This window comes from Lysinibacillus sp. BS3, assembly GCF_039614735.1.
GTDB lineage: Bacteria > Bacillota > Bacilli > Bacillales_A > Planococcaceae > Lysinibacillus > Lysinibacillus capsici.
Window position 1 is genome coordinate 2,759,167 of record NZ_CP154860.1, and the last position, 22,594, is coordinate 2,781,760.

Here is a 22,594-nt window from a genome sequence, read left to right on the forward strand (position 1 = left end):
AATCTAAAATGGTTGCCCTTTTTCGATTGCGTAGTTATCAGAATTTTTAATGTATGGAGGCGACTTATGAATGAATCCTGTGCAAATTAAGGAACGTGGTTTAGAGTTTGAGCAACTGGGGATGCTACCACAAGATGTCTTAGATTATATTTATGAACAACGATTATTCAAATTGTTCACTCCAAGAGAATTAGGTGGTATGGATTTAAATTTAGTAGAAGGTGTAAAGATATTTCAACAGATGTCTGCACTTGATGGCAATTTTGGATGGCTCATTACTATTGGTACAGGTGGAAACGTATTTATTCCAACATTCAGTAAGGAAATTTGTGAAAAAATCTATTCTCCTAAAGAAGCAGTTATAGCAGGTAGTGGATATCCAACAGGGATAGCTGTAAAAACAATTGGAGGCTATTATGTAACAGGCCAATGGAAGTATTGTAGTGGTTCTAATTATGCATCAACATTTACGATGAATTGTTTAATTGAAGAAGATGGTATCAAAACCGAAAAAATTATTAGCTGCTCAGTAAATCCACATGATGTAGAAATTTTGAATGATTGGTCTGCAATGGGTTTAAAGGCAACAGCTAGTCATACAATCCGTGTAAACAATGTTTGGGTACCACAGGAAGCTACTTTTCAATTAGGGGTCATCAGAAATGATTATGGCAATTCAGTACATAGCTTTCCATTTACCACTTTTGCAGAGGCTTCCTTTTTAGGCGTTTGTCTTGGGATGACAGAGAATTTTTTAGAAGAAGCTTTTGCTTTAATGAAGCAACGAAATCATGATGGAAGCAGAACTGAGCGAATTGGAGCCTTCCAATTTTTATGGATGCAGCAGCATAAACGTTTCAAGCAATGCGAGGAACAGTTTTATGCAACATTATCTGTCTTTTGGCAACAGCATCAAAAAGGTGAACAATTAACGGAAGAGGAATTATCACAATTTACTCAATTGGCTAAGGATATTGCTGCTGCTTGCTTAGAGATAGCGAATAATTTAATACGCAGTCTCGGTATGGATGCTATTACAGAAACATCTATGATTAACCGTATTTGGAGAAATTTATATACAGCAGCCCAGCATGGATTTTTAACTCCTTAAAGTATAAATAGAATCTGTAGTTGTTCATTTCTAATCTACAGATTCTATTTAATTATGTAGTCTTATTTTAATGATGATCCTTTTCCCGCAATAGATAAACATACAGCTTTGGTAATTTAGGATCATCCTGTACGATAGCATTACGTGGATATTTGCGTAGCTCTTTATACATGGCAAAATCGCCTACAGCTCCAGCTATTAACACCGCCCCTATCAATATTAAAACAGTACTGTTAAGATAAAACCCAACAATGGTTGGAAGTACTCCAGTCGTCCAGAATGGCAGTAATAAAGCTTTTTTCATAGCATGGTTGGGGAGAGGTTGCTCAGTAGTTGCATAGGCAATACCTTGCTCTAAATTTATGCCATATTTTAAAGCTTTAAAGGGAACTCTGCCAAAAATCATAAAGCCAATTAAATGAAAAGCCTCGTGTAGGATAATAAAAATTATATACAGCACAACAAATAGTGCTGTGCCACCAATCATCTTCCAAAAAGAAAAATGGAAATCTTTAAAGCAAATATATTGAATGGCAATAAATAATATGACAAGACCACTTGTAATCACAAAATTGTCGATCATTAACTTCTTTAAATCTAATTCAATAACGATAGGCTCCTTATCGTTGGTTAACATGAAGGCACTCCTTTCATAGATAATGAAATATACTGCCATTATATAACGAATTATTAGTTTGTGACTTGAAAGACATGTACCTATATGTTACAATTCATTGATGTGAGTAATAATTAATTACTTGCTCCTTGCTCCCTTAATTAGGAGAGCCTAAGTCCATAAGGAGGTGTAAACAGATGAGAAAATACGAATTAATGTACATCGTACGTCCGAACATTGAAGACGAAGCGAAGAAAGCTTTAGTTGAACGTTTCAACGAAATGTTAACTTCTAACGGTGCAGAAGTCATCGAATCAAAAGAGTGGGGCAAACGCCGCTTAGCTTATGAAATTCAAGACTTCCGCGAAGGTTACTACCAAATCGTAAAAGTAAACGCTACTTCAGATGCAATCAACGAGTATACACGTCTTGCTAACATCAGCGAAGACATCATTCGCCACATTGCAGTTCGCGAAGAAGCTTAATAATTAATTTTTTACAAAACGCTGAAAAGGAGGTTGTATTCTGATGATTAACCGTGTCGTATTAGTTGGAAGACTAACAAAAGATCCTGAGCTACGTTATACACCGAATGGAGTTGCGTCTACAAGATTTACAGTAGCTGTAAACCGTGCATTCTCAAATCAACAAGGTGAACGCGAAGCTGATTTCATTAGCTGTGTTGCTTGGCGTAAACAGGCTGAAAACCTAGCGAACTTCATGCGAAAAGGAAGTTTAATTGGGGTAGAAGGTCGTATCCAGACAGGCAGTTATGAAGGACAAGATGGTAAGCGAGTATACACAACAGATGTCGTGGCGGATAGCGTACAGTTTTTAGAACCCCGTAATGGTAGCGGTGCTCCTGCTCCTCAATATGGTGGACAAACTTACGGTAATAACCAACCGTCATATGGCGGTGGTCAACCACAACAACAGTTTAGTGGCGCTATGCCAGGGCAGGGTTCCTATGGCGGCGATTCGTATCAGCAAAATCAACCACCTATGAATCAGCCGAATTATACACGTGTAGATGAGGATCCATTTGCGAATAGCAAAGGGCCAATAGAAGTATCTGAGGATGATCTTCCATTCTAATGCTTCTAAATGATAAAAAAAGATAAGGAGGAGACACACTATGGCACCACGTCGCGGAGGCCGCAAACGCCGTAAAGTTTGCTACTTCACTGCTAATAACATTACGCATATCGACTATAAAGATGTAGATTTATTAAAAAAATTCATCTCTGAGCGCGGTAAAATTTTACCACGTCGCGTAACTGGCACTAGCGCTAAGTACCAACGTAAATTAACTTCAGCTATCAAAGTATCTCGTATCATGGGATTACTTCCATTCGTAGCAGAAGATAAATAAAATTTATTTATTAATAAAAGCACAACAAGGTTTTCATAACCTTTGTGGTGCTTTTTTTTATTTATACTGTTTTCTCAAATATTGTTACTATAAAGGAAAAAAAGCGAGAAATTTGAAACTAATATTGTTGGGGAAGTAAATCTATCTTTAGCAGGAGATGATTGTCCAGATGACTCAATCTCTCCTTTCGGTTTCTATCTTTATAAGGACGTGGATACCCCTTCTCCTCAAACTTATTCAACTCACAGCAATGTACCAGCAACCTATTATTATGAAGCATTCAGTGGATCATATCTGCTTGGGTTGAATAAATTATCAAATGTAAAATTATTTCAAGCTCACCTATTCGGTGGGCTTGTTTTATTTAAGAGAACGATAGATATAGCAAAGTATCAACGATAGGTACCTAAAATGACATTCTAATTACACAATATAATAAGATTAGATTCGGATAGAAGACTATTGGAAAATATTTTTCCAATTTTTTTGCATCGATTAGTTTTTAGGTAAGATTATTTTCTAAAATTATTTTATTTAAAATGTCACCAAATGGTAACTTAATGTGTGTTATAAGTGAAAGGAGTTGATGGATGTTGCAACAATTAGTTTGGTCGAACGAACTAGATATAGAACGAATTGTTGATAAATATGGAAATATGCTTTTTAGAATGTGTCTTGTTATTCTATGCAATGAGAATGATGCAGAGGATGTCGTACAAGACACTTTTATTACCTATCTAACTAAATCTCCACCATTTAACGATTCAGAACATGAGAAAGCATGGTTGATTACTATTGCTACAAATCGCTGCAAGAATATGAGAAGGTACAATATTATTCGTAAACATATGGATATCAATGATTTACAACTATATTGTAAGGATGATGAAAACTATGGTTTAATTGAACATCTTATGAGATTGCCAAATAAACATAAGATTGTCTTGTTACTTTATTATGTAGAGGGCTATAAAGTAGATGAAATAGCAAAAATACTTGGCATTACTACTTCAGCAGTTAAAAAGCGATTACAACGTGGAAGAGAGCTTATTCGAGAAAAATATCGAAAGGAGAATGAATGATGAACTTTGATAAGATTAAAGAAGCTGTTAATACTATTGAAATGCCAAAAACTATGAAAAATCGTGTGAAAAAGAATTGCAATATTATAGAAAAGAAAAATTTTAAAAGGCGGATTTCTGTAGCTTGTGCATTTGGATTCCTATTGTTAATTATGATAGGTATTCCGTTTTTCAATAATAATGGAAACTTTCAAGTCGCAAATTTTACAATCACAGCTTATGCATTGAGTGATGATGGGAATCAGCCAAATACCAAACTTTCATCAGATAAAGCTACTTTTGAATTATCAACTGAAGCTAGAGGTAGTACAACTGATATAACTGGAGATGTAGGTAATTTAATCTTTACAAAGCTTATGCTAAATATAAGTGGAGAACATATCGACTCAGTCACTTATACCATTAGCAAAGGCAAGTTTATAGAGGATGTTACACTTACAGCTAAAGAATATGCAGACAAAGACTGGTTATTATCAGAAAAGATATTTATGATTGGAAGTTCGCCTGGTTCAGATATATACAACGGTACAAAGGAAATTGGAAATACCTATACAGTTGAGTATAATGAACAGGATAAATATCAATATTCAATTGCAATTCCTCATGATGGCAATTTGGTAATAGATGACGACATAATAATCAAAGTCATTGTAAAATATACAGATGGAAGCTCTGAACAACAAGATATTGCTGTAACTCAAGAATCAAATTCTTTAAAATCAAATTCTATTTCATTAAAGCTTAATTAAAATAATCGAGATGTAATACTACTGTACAAAGAACTAAGTTAACTGGAGAAAAGAAGAACTAGTAGAAAAATCTACAGGATAGATTAGAAACCAAACATTGACGAGGATACTTATTACTCTTGGTAGTATTGTTGGGTACGGAATTTATGTTGAATTTAGTTAAATTAGTTAGTATCATGGGATTACTTCCATTCGTAGCAGAAGATAAATAAGATTGATGACGTTAAGGTAACTGACCTTACATCAATTTTAACTACCAGCATATTACGATATTCGTATCGGGTATGCTGGTTTTTTGTTATGGTTAAAAAGAAAATTATCAGCTACTTAGGTAAAAGTTCGAATTAAAATTGAAAAAATAATGACAATGTACATAGTGATCTAAGTGATTTTTGTTCAATACTATGAAAAAATGGTACAATAAAGGGTAGTAAGTTTGACTGAAAAAAAGGAAGGTTTTCAATGCCGAATAATCAAACAAAAGCGCTTGTACAAGGCTCAATGATGGTTGCACTTTTTACAATTTTGATGCTAATTTCTGCATATGTACCATTCATCTTTATAGTAGCTTTATTATTCGCTCCACTACCGATTGCTTGGTATAGCGCAAATTACAAGCGTTCCACATCAATACTCGTAGCAATAGTAGGCTGTATCCTAACCACTATAACGAGTGGAATATCCATGCTGCCATTTGCCTTTATTTTAGGGCTAGTAGGTGTCGTTATGGGTAACGCCATTTATTTGAAGAAGAGTAAGCTTTATTTATTTATGTCAACGGGGATTGCTAATCTCCTTTCGATGGCAATTGTTTATGTTGCTTATGTAAAGCTTTCAGGGATTGACTTCATAAGCATGAGTTTAGAGATGGCACGTAAAAATTATGAGCAATCTAATGAATTTGCGAAGAATGTAACAGGCCAAGTAGCCATTAATCCAGAGCAACTTGAGGCAATGTTTAAAACAATTGAACTGACTATGCCTGCAACGATAACAATCTCAGCATTTTTTGCTGCATTTATTATCATTACAGTCAATTTACCAGCTCTAAAACGACTAGGGGTAGATGTTCCAAAATTTGCTCCATTCCAAAATATGAGATTACCACGCTCTATTTTATGGTATTACATGATTGTTTTATGTATTAATTTATTCATGCGTCCTGAGGCTGGCTCTACGCTAGATATTATTGTATTAAATGTTTCTTATATTTTATGGTTGTTACTGATTTTACAAGGAATATCTTTTATCCATTATTTTATCTCTAAAAAGGGGATGCCAAATGGAGTTAAATGGGTAGCAACTTTATTAGCAATTCCATTATCATCCTTTATGATCTTACTCGGTATTGTTGATTTAGGTTTTGACGTACGTTCACTTGTAAAGGGGAAGACTAAAGAATAAGGGGCTGATTGTAATGGGGACATTTAGAAAACGACCAATTCGCTATCCGCTTTTTGTTCTTTCCATATTTGGAACTGTGACGTTCGTGCTTCTATGTATTTGGAATATCGGGATAGGTATCGGTTATGGTGTAGGTTTTGTTTTACTGATGGCCTACACATGGAAAGTAGAGAAGATAGCTTTTGAGGAAACAGAAAAGCACATTGAATCTATCTCCTTCCGTATGAAAAAAGTAGGGGAAGAGGCACTGCTTGAAATGCCAATTGGGATACTGCTGGTTAATGAGCAGTATGAAATCGAATGGTCTAATCCATATATGCAAGGCATTTTAAATATGGAATCATTAGTTGGAGAAGGTATTGTAAATATATCTGATGACATCTATGTATTAATGAAGACCGAGGAGACTAATGAGGCGACGATTACACTACGTGATAGGAAATATCGTGTTTATTATAAAAAAGAGGAACGACTACTGTATTTCTTTGATATAACTGAACAGATTGCCATTGAAAAGCAATACTATGCAGACCGTACAGTAATAGCTATATTGTTTGTCGATAATTACGATGAAATCACGCAAGCCATGGACGATCAACCACGTAGTTTAACCAACACAATGGTTACTTCAATTGTCAATGAATGGGCTGCAGAGCATGGTGTATTTGTCAAACGAATATCATCAGATCGTTTCTTAGCAGTATTAAATGAATCCATTTTAACGGAGCTAGAAAAGAAAAAATTTGCTATATTAGATACAATTCGAGAAAAAACAGCTCAAAAGAATTTATCATTAACATTAAGTATTGGTGTAGGAGCTGGATCATCCTCATTAGTGGAGCTTGGTGAGTTGGCACAATCCAGTCTTGATCTTGTATTAGGACGGGGTGGAGACCAAGTGGCGATAAAGCAACCTACTGGAAAACTTAAATTCTATGGTGGAAAAACAAATCCAGTCGAAAAACGTACACGTGTTAGAGCGCGCGTTATTTCACATGCGTTACGCGATTTAATTCAAGACAGTGACCAAGTGTTTGTTATGGGACATAAAAATCCTGACATGGACTCCATTGGTGCTTCTGTAGGTGTACGGAAAATGGCACAAATGAATGATGTAAAGGGTTATGTCATTATCAATTTTGATGAATTAAATGGTAGCGTTACACGATTAATGAATGAAATAGAGAGTAAATCAGATTTCTATGAAAATTTCCTTACACCAGAGGAAGCCGCTGGTAAAATGACTGAGAAATCGTTGCTCGTTATTGTTGATACACATAAGCCGAATTTAGTAATTGATGCACACCTATTGAAATTAGCTGAAAAGGTGGTTGTAATCGACCATCATCGTCGAAGTGAGGACTTTATTGAAAATCCTACACTCGTTTATATGGAGCCATATGCGTCGTCCACAGCAGAGCTAGTGACAGAGTTACTAGAATATCAGCCGAAGCGTGCAAAAATTAATATGCTAGAAGCTACTGCATTACTAGCGGGTATTATCGTTGATACCAAAAGCTTTACACTTCGAACAGGAGCACGTACATTTGAAGCAGCTTCTTACTTACGAACAAATGGTGCCGATACAGTATTGGTCCAACGTCTCTTGAAGGAGGACGTGGACACATATATAGAGCGCTCCAAAATTGTGCAAACAGTTAAGTTCGTAAAACCAGGAGTAGCTGTTGCTGTAGGTGAGGAATCAAAAGTGTATGACTCTGTCTTAATTGCGCAAACAGCCGATATATTACTAACGATGAAGGATGTTAGTGCATCCTTTGTCATTGCACATCGGGCAGATGGCAAAATTGGTATAAGTGCACGATCACTTGGCGAGGTCAATGTACAGCTAATTATGGAGAGGCTTGGCGGCGGTGGACATTTAACGAATGCTGCCTGCCAAATAGATGCTAAATCCATCGATGGTGTGAAAAAACATTTAGAAGAGGCCATAAATGAGGTCTTTGAAGGGAGTTCTGACTAATGAAAGTAGTATTTTTAAAAGACGTTAAAGGAAAAGGAAAAAAAGGTGAAATTAAAAACGTAGCTGATGGCTATGCACAAAATTTCTTAATCAAGAATGGCTATGCAGCGGAAGCAAATGCGCAAGCTTTAAGCCAAATAGAGGGGCAAAAGAAATTAGAGGCCAAAAATGCTGCTGCCGAATTAGCTGAAGCACAAGCATTAAAGGAAAAAGTAGAAGCACTAACAGTTGAGCTAAAAGCAAAATCAGGTGATGGTGGCCGCTTATTTGGCTCAGTATCTACAAAGCAAATTGCTGATGCATTACAAAAAGTGCACGGCATTAAAATTGACAAACGTAAAATGACTTTACCTGATGGGATTCGTTCACTTGGCTTTACAAATGTTCCTGTAAAACTACATCATGAAGTATCAGCAACGTTAAAAGTACATGTAACGGAAGAATAAGGAGCGACAATCCATGAGTGAACCGATGATGGACCGCGTTCCACCGCATAACCGGGAGGCGGAGCAATCGGTTATCGGTGCTATCTTCCTTGAGCCACAGGCATTAATAACAGCATCAGAAATTTTATTGGCAGATGATTTTTATTTAAATGCCCATAAGAAAATTTTCGAAACGATGTTGCGCTTGAGTGATCAAGGAAAAGCGATAGATGTTGTAACAGTTACAGAAGAATTATCAGCTAAAAAAGAGATTGAGGACGTTGGCGGGCTTTCTTATTTACTAGAGCTCGCCAATGCTGTCCCTACAGCTGCCAATGTCGCTCATTATGCCAAAATCGTTGAGGAAAAGGCCCTCTTACGTCGATTGATTCGAGTGGCTACGAAAATTGTCGAGGACGGCTATACCCGTGAAGACGAAGTAGAGGCATTATTAGGCGAGGCAGAGAAGAAAATGATGGAGGTTGCCAATCGAAAGAATGCAGGTGACTTTAAGCATGTTAAAGATGTGCTAGTGGAAACTTTCGATAATATTGAGCAACTGCAATCACAAAAGGGAGAAGTAACGGGTATCCCGACTGGCTTCCGTGATTTAGATAACATTACTGCAGGCTTTCAACGTAACGATTTAATCATTGTTGCTGCTCGTCCATCTGTAGGGAAAACAGCCTTTGCATTGAATGTTGCGCAAAGTGTTGCTGTACAAGCTCGTGAAAATGTTGCAATCTTTTCTTTAGAGATGGGTGCAGAGCAACTGGTCATGCGTATGCTTTGTGCAGAAGGAAATATAGATGCACAAGTTTTACGTACAGGTGCTTTAACTACAGAAGATTGGGGTAAACTAACTATGGCAATGGGTAGTTTATCGAATTCAGGGATTTTTATTGATGATACTCCAGGTGTACGTATCAATGAAATCCGTGCAAAATGTCGTCGTTTAGCTCAGGAGAATGGACTAGGAATGATCTTAATTGATTATTTACAGTTGATTCAGGGGAGCGGCAAGCCAGGAGAAAACCGTCAGCAAGAGGTATCAGAGATTTCTCGTTCCTTAAAGGGATTAGCCCGTGAATTAAAGGTACCTGTTATTGCGTTATCACAGTTATCTCGTGGTGTTGAGCAACGACAAGATAAACGGCCAATGATGAGTGACTTACGTGAATCGGGAAGTATTGAGCAAGATGCTGATATTGTTGCGTTTTTATACCGTGATGATTATTACGATAAAGAATCTGAGAATAAAAATATGATCGAAATTATCATTGCGAAACAACGTAATGGTCCAACAGGAACTGTTACATTGGCCTTTAAAAAAGAATTCAATAAATTCATTAATGTGGATTGGTCACAAATGCCACCTCCACCGCCACGTGATTAGTCAAGTTACTCGTCATTCAGATAAGTTGCCTATTAGTAATGAAATATTACCCTTAGATTAAATTAATCTGAATGTTCGATAATATTCATACCATTCTGTTATTAAACACGAACGTTGAATCAGATTTTTTGATTTTATGTTCGTGTTTTTTCGCTATTTTTTATTGACGAGTTGTTTCTATCATTGTTACAATAATTGAGGCTTGAAAATTGAGATACAAAGGTATCTAACGGAGGTGCTGATTATGACATCAGTAGTAGTTGTAGGAACACAGTGGGGAGACGAAGGAAAAGGTAAAATTACAGATTTCCTTTCGCACAAAGCCGATGCCATCGCTCGTTTTGCCGGTGGAGATAATGCAGGACATACCATTAAAATTGATGGTGAAACTTATAAATTACATTTAATTCCATCAGGGATCTTCTATAAAGATAAAACTTCAGTAATTGGTAATGGATTAGTTGTGAATCCAAAATCATTAGTAACAGAGCTTAAAGGTTTACAAGAGCGTGGTATTAATACAGATAATCTACGTATTTCTAATCGTGCACATGTGATTTTGCCTTATCATATTAAACAAGATATTGCGGATGAAGAAAGTCGTGGAGACAATAAAATCGGCACAACTTGTAAAGGTATTGGACCTTGTTATCAAGATAAAGTAGCACGTATTGGGATCCGTATGGCTGACTTACTTGATAAGGAAATCTTTGAGGAAAAACTACGTCATAATTTAGCCATTAAAAATAAGTTATTTGAGAAATTCTATGAAGTTGAAGGCGTAACATTCGAAGAAATTTTCGAGGAATACTATGGTTACGGACAAGAAATTGCTAAGTATGTTACGGACACGTCTAAAATTTTGAACGATGTCCTTGATGAGGGCGGTAAAGTGCTATTCGAAGGTGCACAAGGAATTTTACTTGATGTCGATCAAGGTACGTATCCATATGTAACATCTTCAAATCCTGTTGCTGGGGGAGTAGCAATCGGTGCAGGTGTTGGGCCATCACGCGTAACAAGCGTTATTGGTGTATCTAAGGCCTATACATCTCGAGTAGGAGATGGGCCATTCCCAACGGAGTTGTTCGATGAAGTAGGTCAACAAATTCGTGAGGTTGGTCGCGAATATGGTACAACAACAGGTCGTCCACGTCGTGTAGGCTGGTTCGACACAGTCGTTGTTCGTCACTCACGCCGTGTAAGTGGCATTACTCATCTTGCTCTTAACTCTATCGATGTTTTATCGGGCTTAGAAACAGTAAAAATTTGTACAGCCTATAACTATAAAGGTGAAACAATCACAGAGTATCCAGCAAACCTTCATATTATTGAACAATGTGAGCCGATTTATGAGGAGCTTCCAGGCTGGTCAGAGGATGTAACAAGCTGCAGAACTTTAGAAGAGCTACCTGAAAATGCACGCCGCTATGTGGAGCGTATCAGCGAACTAACGGGCATTCAAATTGCTACTTTCTCTGTTGGACCTGCACGTGAGCAAACAAACGTGTTAGTGGACGTTTGGGAAGCATAATGAAATAAAATGAAAAGGGCGTGCCAAATGCGGCATGCCCTTTTTTAGTGAATATCTTTCTTCTTAAAGCGACCACCTTTTACCTCGGCGATATTACCGATGGCTAGAAAAGCATTGTCATCTATTTCAGCGACGATTGTTTTCAATTTAGATTCTTCTAAACGAGTAATAACGGTAAATATGACTTTCTTGTCATTCCCCGTATAAGCTCCCTCTCCGTGAAGGAAAGTAACGCCACGACCAAGTCGATCCATAATAGTTTGTCCAATTTCATCAATGTCATCACTTATGATATAAACCGATTTAGATTCTTCCAATCCTTGAATAACAATATCAATCATTTTATAGGCAATATAGTATGCAATGATGGAGTACATGGCTTGCTCCCAATTAAAAATAAATCCTGCCACCGTAAAAATAATGATATTGAAGAACATGATGATTTCTCCAACTGAAAAAGGTGTTTTGCTATTAGCTAAAATAGCTAATATTTCAGTTCCATCCAATGAACCTCCATAACGAATCACAATTCCGACACCAACTCCTAAAATCATTCCTCCAAAGACTGTTGCCAATAATGTGTCTTCCGTAAATGGATGGATATTATGTAAGGCGAGTGTTGAAAATGAGAGTACGGTAATACCTAGACCTGTGGACAATGCAAAGGTTTTACCAATTTGTTTATAGCCTAAAAAAATAAAAGGTAAGTTTAAAATGAAGATGAAAATACCAAGGGGTAATTTTAATAAATGAGATGTGATAATGGAAACACCTACGATGCCACCATCCATAATGTGGTTGGGTACTAAAAACAGTTCCAAGCCCAATGCCATTATAATCGCGCCTAGCGAAACCATAATAATTCTTGCAAAAACTTTACGTATGCTATTTTTCTGAGGTCTCAACATCTTTGTTGTGATCTCAGAGGTTTGTGAATCACTCAATTTAATCGCTCCAATCAAATAGTGTACCTTCTATATATATTTTATCGGAATATTAAAAAAGTAAAAAGTATTAAGTCAAAATTCACTTGAAAAAATTTGAGAATAGTATACCGATGATAGTTAAATTGAATTTTAAGAACCAATATATGAATAAAATTACAGTATTTATAAACTATATAAAATATATTCTATGTAACAATAAGTAGATAAATAATACATTTACATTACAAAAGAGTGAAATCGTTCAAACGTCATTTTCTTTATGGTACATTATAGGGGTGCAAAAAATCCTTGTGGGTAAATCATCCTACAGTAGGGTAAAGTTGGAAGGGGCTTTATTGATGAATTCGTTTTGGAAAAGAAAAGAAGAAAACAATAGATTCACCTACAATTTTTCTTCTTTTAAAAAGGCTTCAATCATTGTAGTTTTAATGACAAGCCTAACGATTAACATGGGATTTGCTAAGGAATATAACAAAGAAAACTTAAATAAAATTTACCACGTATATGTGGGGAATGAATATATTGGTGCAGTATCTGATGAGAAAGCAATTCAAGAAATAATTGCATCAAAAGAAAAAGTGGCAAGTCAGCAATTCAAAGGTTTATCCATTGATGCTAGCTCAGCTGTTAAAATAATCCCAGAACAAGTATTTACAAATGAAACAAAAGATGCAGAAACATTATCAAAACTTAAGCAATCTTTAGTGGCCAAATCAGATGCCTTTACATTATTAGTAAATCACAAACCAGTAGTATCACTAAAGAATACGGAAGCTTATGAGAAAACTGTTCAAATGTTAAAGCTACAATATGTTTCTCAGCAAGAATTAGATAACTTATCAAAACGCCAAGCTAGCAATAATCTACCAGAATTAAAAGATGGTGAGTCTAGACTTCTAAATGTTTCCTTTAAACAAGGCGTTTCAGGGTTATCACAAAAAGTGACACCCACTGATATATTATCACCTGAGCAAGCCGTGAAGTTTTTAATGACAGGCTATCTTGAGCAAGAAACATATAAAATTGAATCAGGAGACGTGTTAGGGTCAGTTGCTAAAAAACATAATTTAACAACAAGTGAACTACTAGCTCTAAATCCGGATATCACAGTAGATACAGTTTTACAAATTGGACAAGAATTAAATGTTACTGTGGCAAAGCCATTTGTGACACTTGAAGTAAAAAAGGAAAAGAAAGTTGCGGAAGTCATTCCGTTTAAAAAAGTAATTGAAGAAGATCCTACTATGTATAAAGGTGAAAAGGTCATCAAGCAAGAAGGTGTTAATGGAAAAAAAGAAACAACTTATGCATTAACATCTGAAAATGGTACACAGACATCAAAAGTTGCCTTAGAGGAAAAAATACTTCAACAACCAGTAGATGAAATTGAAGTAGTTGGTACAAAGGTTATTTCTTCACGTGGAACTGGAGAATTTGCATGGCCAGCAGTCGGGGGCTATATTTCAAGTGGTATGGGTGAACGTTGGGGAGCCTTCCATCGTGGTATTGATATCGCTCGACCAAGTAACTATAATATTTTAGCTGCTGATAATGGTGTAGTTGTTGCTGCTGGCACTTCTGGCACCTATGGTAATCGTATTGTTATTAATCACAATAATGGTTTTACAACACTTTATGGACATTTATCTTCAATTAATGTTGAAGTCGGACAAGTAGTGGAAAAAGGTTCTGTGATTGGTATTATGGGTTCCACTGGAAATTCGACAGGTACACATTTGCACTTTGAAGTTGAAAAGAACGGTTCATTAGAAAATCCGTTATCTTATGTAGGCCGATAAAACATGTTGAATAGAAGGCAGTCCGAATAATGGACTGTCTTTTTCTATTATTTCCCGAGAAATAATTGTTGAATTACATCGCTTTTTGTCACAGTATTAGAGGGATTGAATATCGATTAATGCATAGAATCCGAAAGCATGATAGAGTTAAGAGTAGTGAATTTACAAATACACATTGTTTAAGAATAGATAAGAAGCGAAAGGGAGAGTATGTATGAATAAAACAATTTTAGTTGTTGATGATGAGAAACCAATCGCAGATATTTTGCAATTTAATTTAATAAAAGAAGGCTATAAAGTTATTTGTGCTTATGATGGTGATGAGGCATTAAAGAAAGTAGAGGAAGAGCAACCAGATTTAATGCTTTTAGATATTATGCTGCCAAAGCGTGATGGGATGGAAGTTTGTAGAGAAGTACGTAAAAAATATGATTTTCCGATTATTATGCTAACAGCTAAAGGCTCTGAAATTGATAAAGTATTAGGATTAGAGATGGGTGCAGATGATTATGTCACAAAGCCATTTAGTACAAGAGAGCTGATTGCACGTGTAAAGGCCAATATGCGCCGTTTACAAGTAGTCGCTCCAGCAGCAGAAGAGGCTGAGGAGGAGTCGAATGAGATTGTCGTAGGTTCGCTTGTTATTCAACCAGATGCTTATTTAGTAATGAAGCGTGATGAAGCAATTGAATTGACACATCGAGAATTTGAGTTACTTCATTATTTAGGGAAACATATTGGACAAGTAATGACACGGGAGCACCTCCTACAAACAGTATGGGGCTATGATTACTTTGGTGATGTACGAACTGTTGATGTAACAATTCGCCGTTTACGTGAAAAAATTGAGGATAATCCTAGTCATCCCGCTTGGATTGTCACACGACGTGGTGTAGGTTATTATTTACGAAATCCTGAACAGGAGTAATAGGAATGCAGAAAGTGAGCTTCTTTAAATCCATTCATGTCAAACTAGTGCTGATTTATATTTTATTAATATTGCTTGCTTTACAAATTATCGGTATCTATTTCGCTCGTGAATTAGAAAGAAATTTGAAGAGCAACTTCCAAGATTCCATTTTTCAGCGAGTTGACTTGATGCAATATAGTCTTCGTGAGGAAATTTTAAAGGAACGCGATGAAAGCATGCCTAAACTAGAGGAGAGCCTAAAGTCAATTGTTATGGAGTTTTCTACTGGTTTAAGGGATGTTTCAAATGGTGATATTTTAGAAATTCGTGTCATTGACGATAGACAAAGAATACTTGCAACATCTGAGCTTGAAAATCAGAATTTAATAGGTCAGCGCTCTAATACTGATCTTGTACGTCGAGCGATATCTGCCGAAACACTGTTTGATATTATTAAGCTGGACAATAAGACGAGAAATCGTGTGTGGGTTTTAGCGAATCCCATTCGTGCGGGTGCAGGACCAGATGATGAAATCATTGGTGTACTCTATATTGAAGCCAATATTGAATCAGTTTTTGAACAAATGAATGATATTAATCAGATTTTCCTTGGTGGTACGGCAATGTCCTTGGTCATTACCATCTTCTTAGGTATTCTTGTGGCAAGAACGATTACACAGCCTATTGCTGATATGCGAAAGCAGGCTCAGGCAATGGCGAAGGGGAACTATTCTCGAAAGGTACGTGTATATGGTACAGATGAAATCGGCCAACTAGCCATCACCTTTAATCATCTAACCAACCGTTTGCAGGAAGCACAATCGACCACAGAAGCTGAACGTCGAAAGCTAGATTCAGTTCTGAGTAATATGACAGATGGTGTAATTGCAACAGATCGTAAGGGACGTATTATTCTCATCAATGACCCTGCATTGGAATTACTGCATATTTCAAGAGATATTACATTAGGGCGCCCTATCGCCTCTGTATTGGGGATTGATCAGGAATATAGTTTTGAAGACTTAATTCATATGAATGATGCCGTGAATTTAAACTTCAGTACAGCAGATGCTCCCTATATACTTCGTGCTAATTTCTCTGTTATTCAAAAAGAAACAGGCTTTATTAATGGTCTGATTACTGTTTTGCACGATATAACAGAGCAAGAAAAGATTGAAATGGATCGTAGGGAATTCGTCTCGAATGTATCACATGAGTTAAGAACGCCATTAACAACAATGCGTAGTTATTTAGAGGCACTTGCAGATGGTGCATGGAAAGATGAAAATATTGCTCCTACGTTTTTAAATGTGACACAAACCGAAACAGAGCGTATGATTCGTCTAGTAAATGATTTACTGCAGTTATCAAGAATGGATAGTTCAGATTACGAGTTGAATAAAGATATTGTCTTATTTAATTCATTCTTTAACCGCATTATAGACCGATTTGAAATGTCTAAGTCTGACAAGGTACATTTTGAACGATTATTCCCTGAAACCTCCTTTTATGTAGAAATTGATACGGATAAAATCACACAAGTTATTGATAATATCATTTCCAATGCTATTAAATATTCTCCAGATGGTGGCAATATTCGCTTTGGCTTTACGGGACAGGATGACATGTTGAAAGTCATGATTTCAGATGATGGCATGGGTATTCCTAAAGAAAATGTTGGCCGTATTTTTGATCGCTTCTATCGTGTGGATCGTGCACGCGCTCGTTCTATGGGAGGAACAGGCTTGGGACTAGCTATTGCGCGGGAAATGATTGAAGCACACGGCGGTAAGATTTGGGCTGAAAGTGAAGAAGGACAGGGTACAACAATTTTCTTCACATTACCATATGATGCAGATGAATTTGATGAGGCAGGTGAGTGGGAATGAAATATATAGAGCCAGTTAAATCTGTTGTATTATTTCTACTTGTTATGCTGAGTGTGATTTTAACTTTTTTAATTTGGACCTATACACCTGATTATAAATATATTGAAAAAACAGAGGGCGAGGAAATTTTAATTAAGCCGCAAAAGGATATGGAGGATATTATTCGACCATACAAGGCTATTTTCCGATCTGAAGAAGAGTTTACAGGCACTGTTTCTAATGCAGCTATGAAAGACATGATGAAAGTATTTAAAGGCTGGAATGTTTTAGATTTGGTGTCTGTAAACAATAATCTTTCTGCAAACTATGTGAATCAAATTATTGGCGCAGATCATCGAATGACAATATTTTTTACAGGAGAGATTCCTTTTTCAGCTTTTAACACAACCTTTCAGTTCACTGATAAGGAATTACCAGAAACAACGTTCAATCGTATGATTATAGATTGGAGTAATTACAATAGCAAAGAATTGATGTTGTATTACATTAGTGGTAATAACCAATCATTATTCCGCTCACATGTCAGTGTGCCAAACATGAATCAATTTATACAGGAAGTCATAGAGCCTGCCAAAAAATATGAGGTTTTTAAAGAAGTAGAAAGAGAAGGCTATACATCTCTTTATTTGGCGAACAGTAATATTGAATCTGTAAAATATACGTATTTTATTGAGGATATTACGCCAGAACTATTTAAAAATGTATTATTCCCAGATCCAAATATTGTGCAGCGGAATGTGGAAAGTGCATCCTCTGAAAAATATACAGATGGTATGTCGTTAATGACCTTAGAAACAAATCTTAAATCATTAAACTATGTTTATCCTGCTGCAGAAAGTAGTATTAGAGTCGAGCCATCCAAGCTTTTAAAGGATAGCTTTGAATTTATTAATGAGCATGGAGGATTTACCGCAGATTTCCGCTATGCTTCATCCAATACCAATAAAAATCAAATAGATTATCAAATGTATTTGCAAGGTTTCCCTGTCTATAGCAATCATGTCATTACACGAATGACAACGATTTGGGGAGATAGTCGAATTTTCCATTATAAGCGTCCATACTTCTCATTGGATATGGATATATCATTGGAGAAAGAAATCAAAGAATTAGCATCAGGTGCGGAGATCGCAGAGAGATTAAAAAGCGCTAACAGTATTCCTCTGCCTGATATCGATGAAATCGTCTTAGGCTATTATTTAACACAAAATCAAGAACAGAATATATTTATATTTGAACCTTGTTGGTTTGTTATTCGTAATGGTACATGGACTAAACTGACTCCTGAAGTATTAGGAGGTGTTAAAAATGGATTGGAATAGAACAAAATCTATTTTTATATTCGTTTTTTTAATACTGAACATCTTCTTGTATTCACTTTATGTCAATCGCTATAATGAAGCAAAAGATATTGAGGTACCAGGTGAAAGAACAATAGAAGCTCGTTTAAAGGATGATAATATTACGTACGGCACATTACCAAATAATATTGAATCTGCTTCGTATATGACAGCTCAAGTGCATAAATTCACACCAGCCGAATTTAGTAATAGTAACCAGCAAGTTAAATTTAAGGATGATAATAATACAAAGGCTCGTGTTATTTTTATGAGGCCTGTTAAATTACGTAATGTAAGTGATGACGCAAGCTTTACAGATTTTGTCCTAGCAAACATTATTGAAGGTGCATCTTATGCTTTATGGAAAATAGACCGCGAAGAACGAGTCGCAATTTTTTTCCAAAAGACAAACAATCGAATGTTCTATTATAGTGGTTCATTAAAAATAAAATGGAATGCTAATAACGAAGTAACAATGTATGAGCAAACAATGATTGATAATATTGAAGAAATGGAACAGCAGGAAACAGTTATTCCTCCACTTCAAATTATTCAAACTTTGTATGCAAAGGGACCGCTCAAGCCAGATTCTCGCATTACACAAATGAAACTAGGTTACTCAACGCTTGTTAAATTGACACGTACTCAGGTATTGGTGCCAACATGGGAAGTTCAAGTGAAATTATCTGATGGGACAAAAGAGGAGTACTTTGTGAATGCAGTAGAAGGTAAAGTCATCGAAATCCAGGAGGACAAGCAAGAGAGCGAAGAAGAAGACTGGGGAGTTGAATAATGCGATTTAGTGTTTTAGCAAGTGGCAGTACAGGGAATTCGATTTATGTAGAGAATGACGATCATGCTTTTATCGTTGATGCGGGTCTTAGTGGGAAAAAGATGGAGCAGTTATTTACAAAAATCGACCGTAATATGAAGCAGCTCAGTGGTATCTTTGTTACACATGAGCATAGTGATCATATTAAAGGAATTGGTGTACTGGCACGGAAATATAATGTACCAATTTACGCAAACGCCAAAACGTGGCAGGCAATGGATGGGCTTATTGGAGACATTCCTGTAGAGCAACGTTTTGAATTTGAAATGGATACAGTGAAGCATTTTGGTTCTTTAGCTGTTGAATCCTTTGCTGTTTCACACGATGCAGCAGATCCAATGTTCTATACTTTTCATGAAAATGATCGCAAGCTTGTTATTATTACAGATACAGGCTATGTCAGTGATCGTATGAAAGGAATTATTCGAGGCGCTGATTCTTTTGTCTTTGAAAGTAATCATGATGTCAATATGCTGCAAATGGGACGCTACCCTTGGTCTATTAAACGTCGTATTTTAAGTGATGTAGGACATGTGTCTAATGAGGATGCAGCAATTGCAATGAGTGAGGTTGTATTTGATAAGACGACCAATATTTATCTTTCACATTTAAGTAAAGATAATAATATGAAAGAGCTAGCACGTATGAGTGTCGCACAAACCTTACAATCTTGTGGCATCCTTGTTGGTGAGCATGTTCATCTATTTGATACGGATGCAGAAGAACCAACAAAATTGGTGACGGTTTAATCATAGGCTATTTAGATAAAATTTGAAGCTGTTCAACGCATAAAAAAATGCATTGAACAGCTTTTTTTATGCCTATTTTATTTGTTTTTCATCTGATTTTAATGTTTGAATCGTAAGATTAGGGTAACAACTAATTAGATAGCACTCAAAGGAAAGGATGACGAACATGAGCTATTTCCAAGATGATGATAAAAACAGTGATTTCCTTAAAAATGATGAAGTACCGAAATCACCTCTTCAAGAAAGACTAGAGCGCGAGGAGCAAGAAATGCAGACTAAGCGCATGAAAAAGAAAGGTGGAGGAGGTAAAGGCGGCTATTTCTTTAGTGGTCTGGTCGGTGTCATTATAGGTGCCTTACTTGTGTGGCTTATGCTACCGGGACTTGTCAATCAAATGCCTGGAACAACAACAAGTAATACAGGAAAAAATAACACAACAATTAATCAGGTAGCTACAGAAGTAACGACAGATGTGACAACTGCAGTTGATAAAGCCTCACAAGCAGTTGTTGGTATCACAAATATTCAAGAAGTCACAAGCGGAGGTTTTTGGAGCCCACCATCAACGACAACAAAAGAGGCAGGAAGCGGTTCAGGTGTCGTTTATAAAATTGAAGGTGACAAAGCCTTTATCATCACAAATAACCATGTTATTGAAGGGGCAAAGCAGTTAGAGGTCACAATGCCAGACGGAACAAAAGAACCTGCACAATTAGTGGGTCACGATGTTTGGACGGACCTTGCTGTTATTTCTATTAACTCTAAAAATGTTAAAACAGTTGCGACATTCGGGAATTCGGATGTATTAAAACAAGGTGAAACAGTGATTGCCATTGGTAACCCACTTGGTTTAGACTTCTATGGTTCTGTGACAACTGGTGTTGTTTCAGGTAAAGACCGTTCTGTACCAGTAGACTTAAATGGTGATGGCACAGAAGATTGGCAACAAGAAGTATTGCAAACAGATGCTGCGATTAACCCAGGGAATAGTGGTGGAGCACTTGTGAACTTAGCTGGAGAATTAGTAGGAATTAACTCCATGAAAATTGCTGAATCCTCAGTTGAAGGTTTAGGGTTCTCTATTCCAATTAATTCAGCTATTCCAATTATCGAGGAACTAGAGAAAAATGGAGAAATGAAACGTCCAACAATGGGAGTTTCACTTGCAGATTTAACAGATGTGCCATCATTCTATCAACAACAAACATTAAAATTACCTGCAGAGGTGACAACAGGCGTTGTTGTAACAGATGTCATGAATAACTCACCAGCCTCAAAAGCAGGGGTTCAACAATACGATGTTATTGTAGAGATGGATGGTCAAAAAATTGAAACAACTATTGATTTACGCAAACATTTATATAATGACAAAAAAATTGGTGATAAGCTAACATTAAAAGTGTACCGTCAAGGTAAATTAGTTGAGCTATCACTAACATTAACAAACGGTAATACATTGTAAAGAATATGAAAAGCGATGGAGATCTAATCAATCTCCATCGCTTTTTTTATGAGGATGGAGAAAATACTTTTATGAAATATTGTGGATAACTAGAAAATTGTGAATACTAATTCCGCACAGTAAATCGGGAGTAAAAGGCACTTCTTCCATACATGCTATTACTTTGTTACAATAGATTGTGGATAACATAGACTGATTTGTGAATAAGTTTGTGGAAATTTCGGAAAATAAGGAGACATCAAAAAATGGAAAAGTACAGCTGTGAAAGCCATATAGATCACGCTTTAGACATGTTTGTAGCAGAGCAAAAAGTGTTCCCAATTATGGATAAAATCGAAGAGGATAAAAAGTTATCCACAAAGTGTAGCTACTGTGAACAGGCAGCAGAATATATTGTATCAAGTAAATAACTTTACACAATATATAGAGAGTGCTTGTGGATATGTTGATAACTTTTGTGGATAATTTGTTTGTAAATGAATTGTAAAGGTGGATAACGTGTGAATATAACGATTGTATCAGTCGGCAAACTAAAAGAAAAGTACTTAAAAATGGGGATCGATGAGTACGTAAAACGTCTTGGCGGCTATGCAAAAATGGATTTGGTTGAAGTGCCAGACGAAAAGGCACCTGAACAACTAAGTGAAGCTGAAATAGATATCGTCAAGAAAAAAGAGGGCGAACGCATCCTAACGAAAATCAATCCGGATGCCTATGTAATTGCTCTAGCCATCAACGGCAAAATGAAAACCTCCGAACAAATGGCTGCCGACATCGAATCCCTCATGACCTACGGCAAAAGCAAAATCGCCTTCGTCATCGGCGGCTCCCTCGGTCTACATGAAGATGTGTTAAAGCGTGCAGATGAGCAGCAATCTTTTGGTAAGATGACACTTCCTCACCAGCTCATGAAGCTTGTGCTAGTGGAACAGATTTATCGTAGTTTTAGGATTATGAAGGGTGAACCGTATCATAAGTAAGTGCGGTTTTCTT

Annotated in this window: 22 protein-coding genes; 20 read left to right on the top strand and 2 right to left on the bottom strand. The window is 36.4% G+C overall.

All coding sequences use genetic code 11. The annotated features are described in order from the left end of the window. Nucleotides 1-70: 70 nt before the first annotated feature. Nucleotides 71-1,111, top strand: coding sequence for an acyl-CoA dehydrogenase (locus AAJG31_RS13555; protein ID WP_279493530.1), 1,041 nt, complete (start codon nucleotides 71-73; stop codon nucleotides 1,109-1,111). A gap of 67 nt (nucleotides 1,112-1,178) precedes the next feature. Here AAJG31_RS13555 and AAJG31_RS13560 read toward each other — a convergent pair whose 3' ends face one another. Next, the gene (locus AAJG31_RS13560; RefSeq protein WP_054548815.1) at nucleotides 1,179-1,748 is read right to left on the bottom strand and encodes a DUF3267 domain-containing protein; all 570 of its coding nucleotides are present in this window, start codon (nucleotides 1,746-1,748) and stop codon (nucleotides 1,179-1,181) included. 176 nt (nucleotides 1,749-1,924) lie between these two features. On the opposite strand from AAJG31_RS13560, the gene rpsF reads away from it, so the two are divergent. The 10 genes from rpsF (at nucleotide 1,925) to AAJG31_RS13610 (ending at nucleotide 11,673) form a co-directional block, all read left to right on the top strand. Then, nucleotides 1,925-2,212 (top strand): 30S ribosomal protein S6, encoded by a 288-nt coding sequence (gene rpsF, locus AAJG31_RS13565; RefSeq protein WP_016992320.1) that lies wholly within the window; start codon nucleotides 1,925-1,927, stop codon nucleotides 2,210-2,212. A gap of 43 nt (nucleotides 2,213-2,255) precedes the next feature. Beyond that, on the top strand, nucleotides 2,256-2,822 hold the full coding sequence (ssb, locus tag AAJG31_RS13570; RefSeq protein ID WP_054548816.1) for a single-stranded DNA-binding protein: 567 nt from the start codon (nucleotides 2,256-2,258) through the stop codon (nucleotides 2,820-2,822). 40 nt (nucleotides 2,823-2,862) lie between these two features. After that, nucleotides 2,863-3,099 (top strand): 30S ribosomal protein S18, encoded by a 237-nt coding sequence (gene rpsR, locus AAJG31_RS13575; RefSeq protein ID WP_012296211.1) that lies wholly within the window; start codon nucleotides 2,863-2,865, stop codon nucleotides 3,097-3,099. Between the two features lie 590 nt (nucleotides 3,100-3,689). After that, nucleotides 3,690-4,181: an RNA polymerase sigma factor gene (locus tag AAJG31_RS13580; RefSeq protein ID WP_016992318.1), complete on the top strand. Its 492-nt coding sequence runs from the start codon at nucleotides 3,690-3,692 to the stop codon at nucleotides 4,179-4,181. Beyond that, complete coding sequence (locus tag AAJG31_RS13585; protein ID WP_279493524.1) at nucleotides 4,181-4,930, top strand: hypothetical protein; 750 nt, start codon at nucleotides 4,181-4,183, stop codon at nucleotides 4,928-4,930. The genes AAJG31_RS13580 and AAJG31_RS13585 overlap by 1 nt, the downstream gene beginning before the upstream one ends. Nucleotides 4,931-5,392: 462 nt before the next feature. Then, entirely contained in the window at nucleotides 5,393-6,334 is a 942-nt protein-coding gene (locus tag AAJG31_RS13590) for a YybS family protein (RefSeq protein WP_066038355.1), read from the top strand. 13 nt (nucleotides 6,335-6,347) lie between these two features. Beyond that, nucleotides 6,348-8,318: a DHH family phosphoesterase gene (locus AAJG31_RS13595; RefSeq protein WP_004233367.1), complete on the top strand. Its 1,971-nt coding sequence runs from the start codon at nucleotides 6,348-6,350 to the stop codon at nucleotides 8,316-8,318. Then, the gene (rplI, locus tag AAJG31_RS13600; protein ID WP_004233368.1) at nucleotides 8,318-8,764 is read left to right on the top strand and encodes a 50S ribosomal protein L9; all 447 of its coding nucleotides are present in this window, start codon (nucleotides 8,318-8,320) and stop codon (nucleotides 8,762-8,764) included. Before AAJG31_RS13595 ends, rplI begins: the two co-directional genes overlap by 1 nt. 13 nt (nucleotides 8,765-8,777) lie before the next feature. Beyond that, a complete protein-coding gene (gene dnaB / locus AAJG31_RS13605) occupies nucleotides 8,778-10,139 on the top strand; it encodes a replicative DNA helicase (RefSeq protein WP_004233370.1) in 1,362 nt (453 codons plus the stop codon). Between the two features lie 244 nt (nucleotides 10,140-10,383). Then, complete coding sequence (locus AAJG31_RS13610; RefSeq protein ID WP_004233375.1) at nucleotides 10,384-11,673, top strand: adenylosuccinate synthase; 1,290 nt, start codon at nucleotides 10,384-10,386, stop codon at nucleotides 11,671-11,673. A gap of 44 nt (nucleotides 11,674-11,717) precedes the next feature. On the opposite strand, the gene AAJG31_RS13615 is transcribed toward AAJG31_RS13610, so the two are convergent. Continuing rightward, nucleotides 11,718-12,581, bottom strand: coding sequence for a YitT family protein (locus AAJG31_RS13615; protein WP_181574674.1), 864 nt, complete (start codon nucleotides 12,579-12,581; stop codon nucleotides 11,718-11,720). A 377-nt stretch (nucleotides 12,582-12,958) separates the two neighbouring features. Here AAJG31_RS13615 and AAJG31_RS13620 point away from each other — a divergent pair, with 377 nt between their 5' ends. The 9 genes from AAJG31_RS13620 to rlmH all read left to right on the top strand — a co-directional run bounded on the left by AAJG31_RS13620 (nucleotide 12,959) and on the right by rlmH (nucleotide 22,581). Beyond that, complete coding sequence (locus AAJG31_RS13620) at nucleotides 12,959-14,419, top strand: M23 family metallopeptidase (protein ID WP_066038354.1); 1,461 nt, start codon at nucleotides 12,959-12,961, stop codon at nucleotides 14,417-14,419. Nucleotides 14,420-14,633: 214 nt separating this feature from the next. Next, nucleotides 14,634-15,347, top strand: coding sequence for a response regulator YycF (gene yycF, locus AAJG31_RS13625; protein ID WP_036077923.1), 714 nt, complete (start codon nucleotides 14,634-14,636; stop codon nucleotides 15,345-15,347). A gap of 5 nt (nucleotides 15,348-15,352) precedes the next feature. Then, nucleotides 15,353-17,218: a cell wall metabolism sensor histidine kinase WalK gene (gene walK / locus AAJG31_RS13630; protein WP_279493521.1), complete on the top strand. Its 1,866-nt coding sequence runs from the start codon at nucleotides 15,353-15,355 to the stop codon at nucleotides 17,216-17,218. Next, on the top strand, nucleotides 17,215-18,540 hold the full coding sequence (gene yycH / locus AAJG31_RS13635; protein ID WP_269898066.1) for a two-component system activity regulator YycH: 1,326 nt from the start codon (nucleotides 17,215-17,217) through the stop codon (nucleotides 18,538-18,540). Before walK ends, yycH begins: the two co-directional genes overlap by 4 nt. Continuing rightward, a complete protein-coding gene (yycI, locus tag AAJG31_RS13640) occupies nucleotides 18,527-19,351 on the top strand; it encodes a two-component system regulatory protein YycI (RefSeq protein ID WP_279493516.1) in 825 nt (274 codons plus the stop codon). The genes yycH and yycI overlap by 14 nt, the downstream gene beginning before the upstream one ends. Beyond that, complete coding sequence (locus AAJG31_RS13645; protein WP_048395252.1) at nucleotides 19,351-20,139, top strand: MBL fold metallo-hydrolase; 789 nt, start codon at nucleotides 19,351-19,353, stop codon at nucleotides 20,137-20,139. Before yycI ends, AAJG31_RS13645 begins: the two co-directional genes overlap by 1 nt. A 166-nt stretch (nucleotides 20,140-20,305) precedes the next feature. Continuing rightward, nucleotides 20,306-21,601: a trypsin-like peptidase domain-containing protein gene (locus tag AAJG31_RS13650; protein ID WP_048395254.1), complete on the top strand. Its 1,296-nt coding sequence runs from the start codon at nucleotides 20,306-20,308 to the stop codon at nucleotides 21,599-21,601. 245 nt (nucleotides 21,602-21,846) lie between these two features. After that, entirely contained in the window at nucleotides 21,847-22,011 is a 165-nt protein-coding gene (locus tag AAJG31_RS13655) for a CxxH/CxxC protein (RefSeq protein WP_004233391.1), read from the top strand. Between the two features lie 90 nt (nucleotides 22,012-22,101). Further along, nucleotides 22,102-22,581 (top strand): 23S rRNA (pseudouridine(1915)-N(3))-methyltransferase RlmH, encoded by a 480-nt coding sequence (rlmH, locus tag AAJG31_RS13660; protein ID WP_279493514.1) that lies wholly within the window; start codon nucleotides 22,102-22,104, stop codon nucleotides 22,579-22,581. Nucleotides 22,582-22,594: the final 13 nt, after the last annotated feature.

What these genes read in the sequence shown, in the direction of transcription:
- yycI (WP_279493516.1), top strand. Translation starts at nt 18,527, where the DNA reads ATGGATTGGAATAGAACAAAATCTATTTTTATATTCGTTTTTTTAATA.
- dnaB (WP_004233370.1), top strand. Translation starts at nt 8,778, where the DNA reads ATGAGTGAACCGATGATGGACCGCGTTCCACCGCATAACCGGGAGGCG.
- AAJG31_RS13650 (WP_048395254.1), top strand. Translation starts at nt 20,306, where the DNA reads ATGAGCTATTTCCAAGATGATGATAAAAACAGTGATTTCCTTAAAAAT.
- AAJG31_RS13555 (WP_279493530.1), top strand. Translation starts at nt 71, where the DNA reads ATGAATCCTGTGCAAATTAAGGAACGTGGTTTAGAGTTTGAGCAACTG.
- AAJG31_RS13585 (WP_279493524.1), top strand. Translation starts at nt 4,181, where the DNA reads ATGAACTTTGATAAGATTAAAGAAGCTGTTAATACTATTGAAATGCCA.
- AAJG31_RS13560 (WP_054548815.1), bottom strand. Translation starts at nt 1,748, where the DNA reads ATGTTAACCAACGATAAGGAGCCTATCGTTATTGAATTAGATTTAAAG.
- yycF (WP_036077923.1), top strand. Translation starts at nt 14,634, where the DNA reads ATGAATAAAACAATTTTAGTTGTTGATGATGAGAAACCAATCGCAGAT.
- AAJG31_RS13620 (WP_066038354.1), top strand. Translation starts at nt 12,959, where the DNA reads ATGAATTCGTTTTGGAAAAGAAAAGAAGAAAACAATAGATTCACCTAC.
- AAJG31_RS13580 (WP_016992318.1), top strand. Translation starts at nt 3,690, where the DNA reads ATGTTGCAACAATTAGTTTGGTCGAACGAACTAGATATAGAACGAATT.
- rpsF (WP_016992320.1), top strand. Translation starts at nt 1,925, where the DNA reads ATGAGAAAATACGAATTAATGTACATCGTACGTCCGAACATTGAAGAC.
- walK (WP_279493521.1), top strand. Translation starts at nt 15,353, where the DNA reads ATGCAGAAAGTGAGCTTCTTTAAATCCATTCATGTCAAACTAGTGCTG.
- rplI (WP_004233368.1), top strand. Translation starts at nt 8,318, where the DNA reads ATGAAAGTAGTATTTTTAAAAGACGTTAAAGGAAAAGGAAAAAAAGGT.
- ssb (WP_054548816.1), top strand. Translation starts at nt 2,256, where the DNA reads ATGATTAACCGTGTCGTATTAGTTGGAAGACTAACAAAAGATCCTGAG.
- yycH (WP_269898066.1), top strand. Translation starts at nt 17,215, where the DNA reads ATGAAATATATAGAGCCAGTTAAATCTGTTGTATTATTTCTACTTGTT.
- AAJG31_RS13610 (WP_004233375.1), top strand. Translation starts at nt 10,384, where the DNA reads ATGACATCAGTAGTAGTTGTAGGAACACAGTGGGGAGACGAAGGAAAA.
- AAJG31_RS13590 (WP_066038355.1), top strand. Translation starts at nt 5,393, where the DNA reads ATGCCGAATAATCAAACAAAAGCGCTTGTACAAGGCTCAATGATGGTT.
- AAJG31_RS13655 (WP_004233391.1), top strand. Translation starts at nt 21,847, where the DNA reads ATGGAAAAGTACAGCTGTGAAAGCCATATAGATCACGCTTTAGACATG.
- AAJG31_RS13645 (WP_048395252.1), top strand. Translation starts at nt 19,351, where the DNA reads ATGCGATTTAGTGTTTTAGCAAGTGGCAGTACAGGGAATTCGATTTAT.
- AAJG31_RS13615 (WP_181574674.1), bottom strand. Translation starts at nt 12,581, where the DNA reads ATGTTGAGACCTCAGAAAAATAGCATACGTAAAGTTTTTGCAAGAATT.
- AAJG31_RS13595 (WP_004233367.1), top strand. Translation starts at nt 6,348, where the DNA reads ATGGGGACATTTAGAAAACGACCAATTCGCTATCCGCTTTTTGTTCTT.
- rpsR (WP_012296211.1), top strand. Translation starts at nt 2,863, where the DNA reads ATGGCACCACGTCGCGGAGGCCGCAAACGCCGTAAAGTTTGCTACTTC.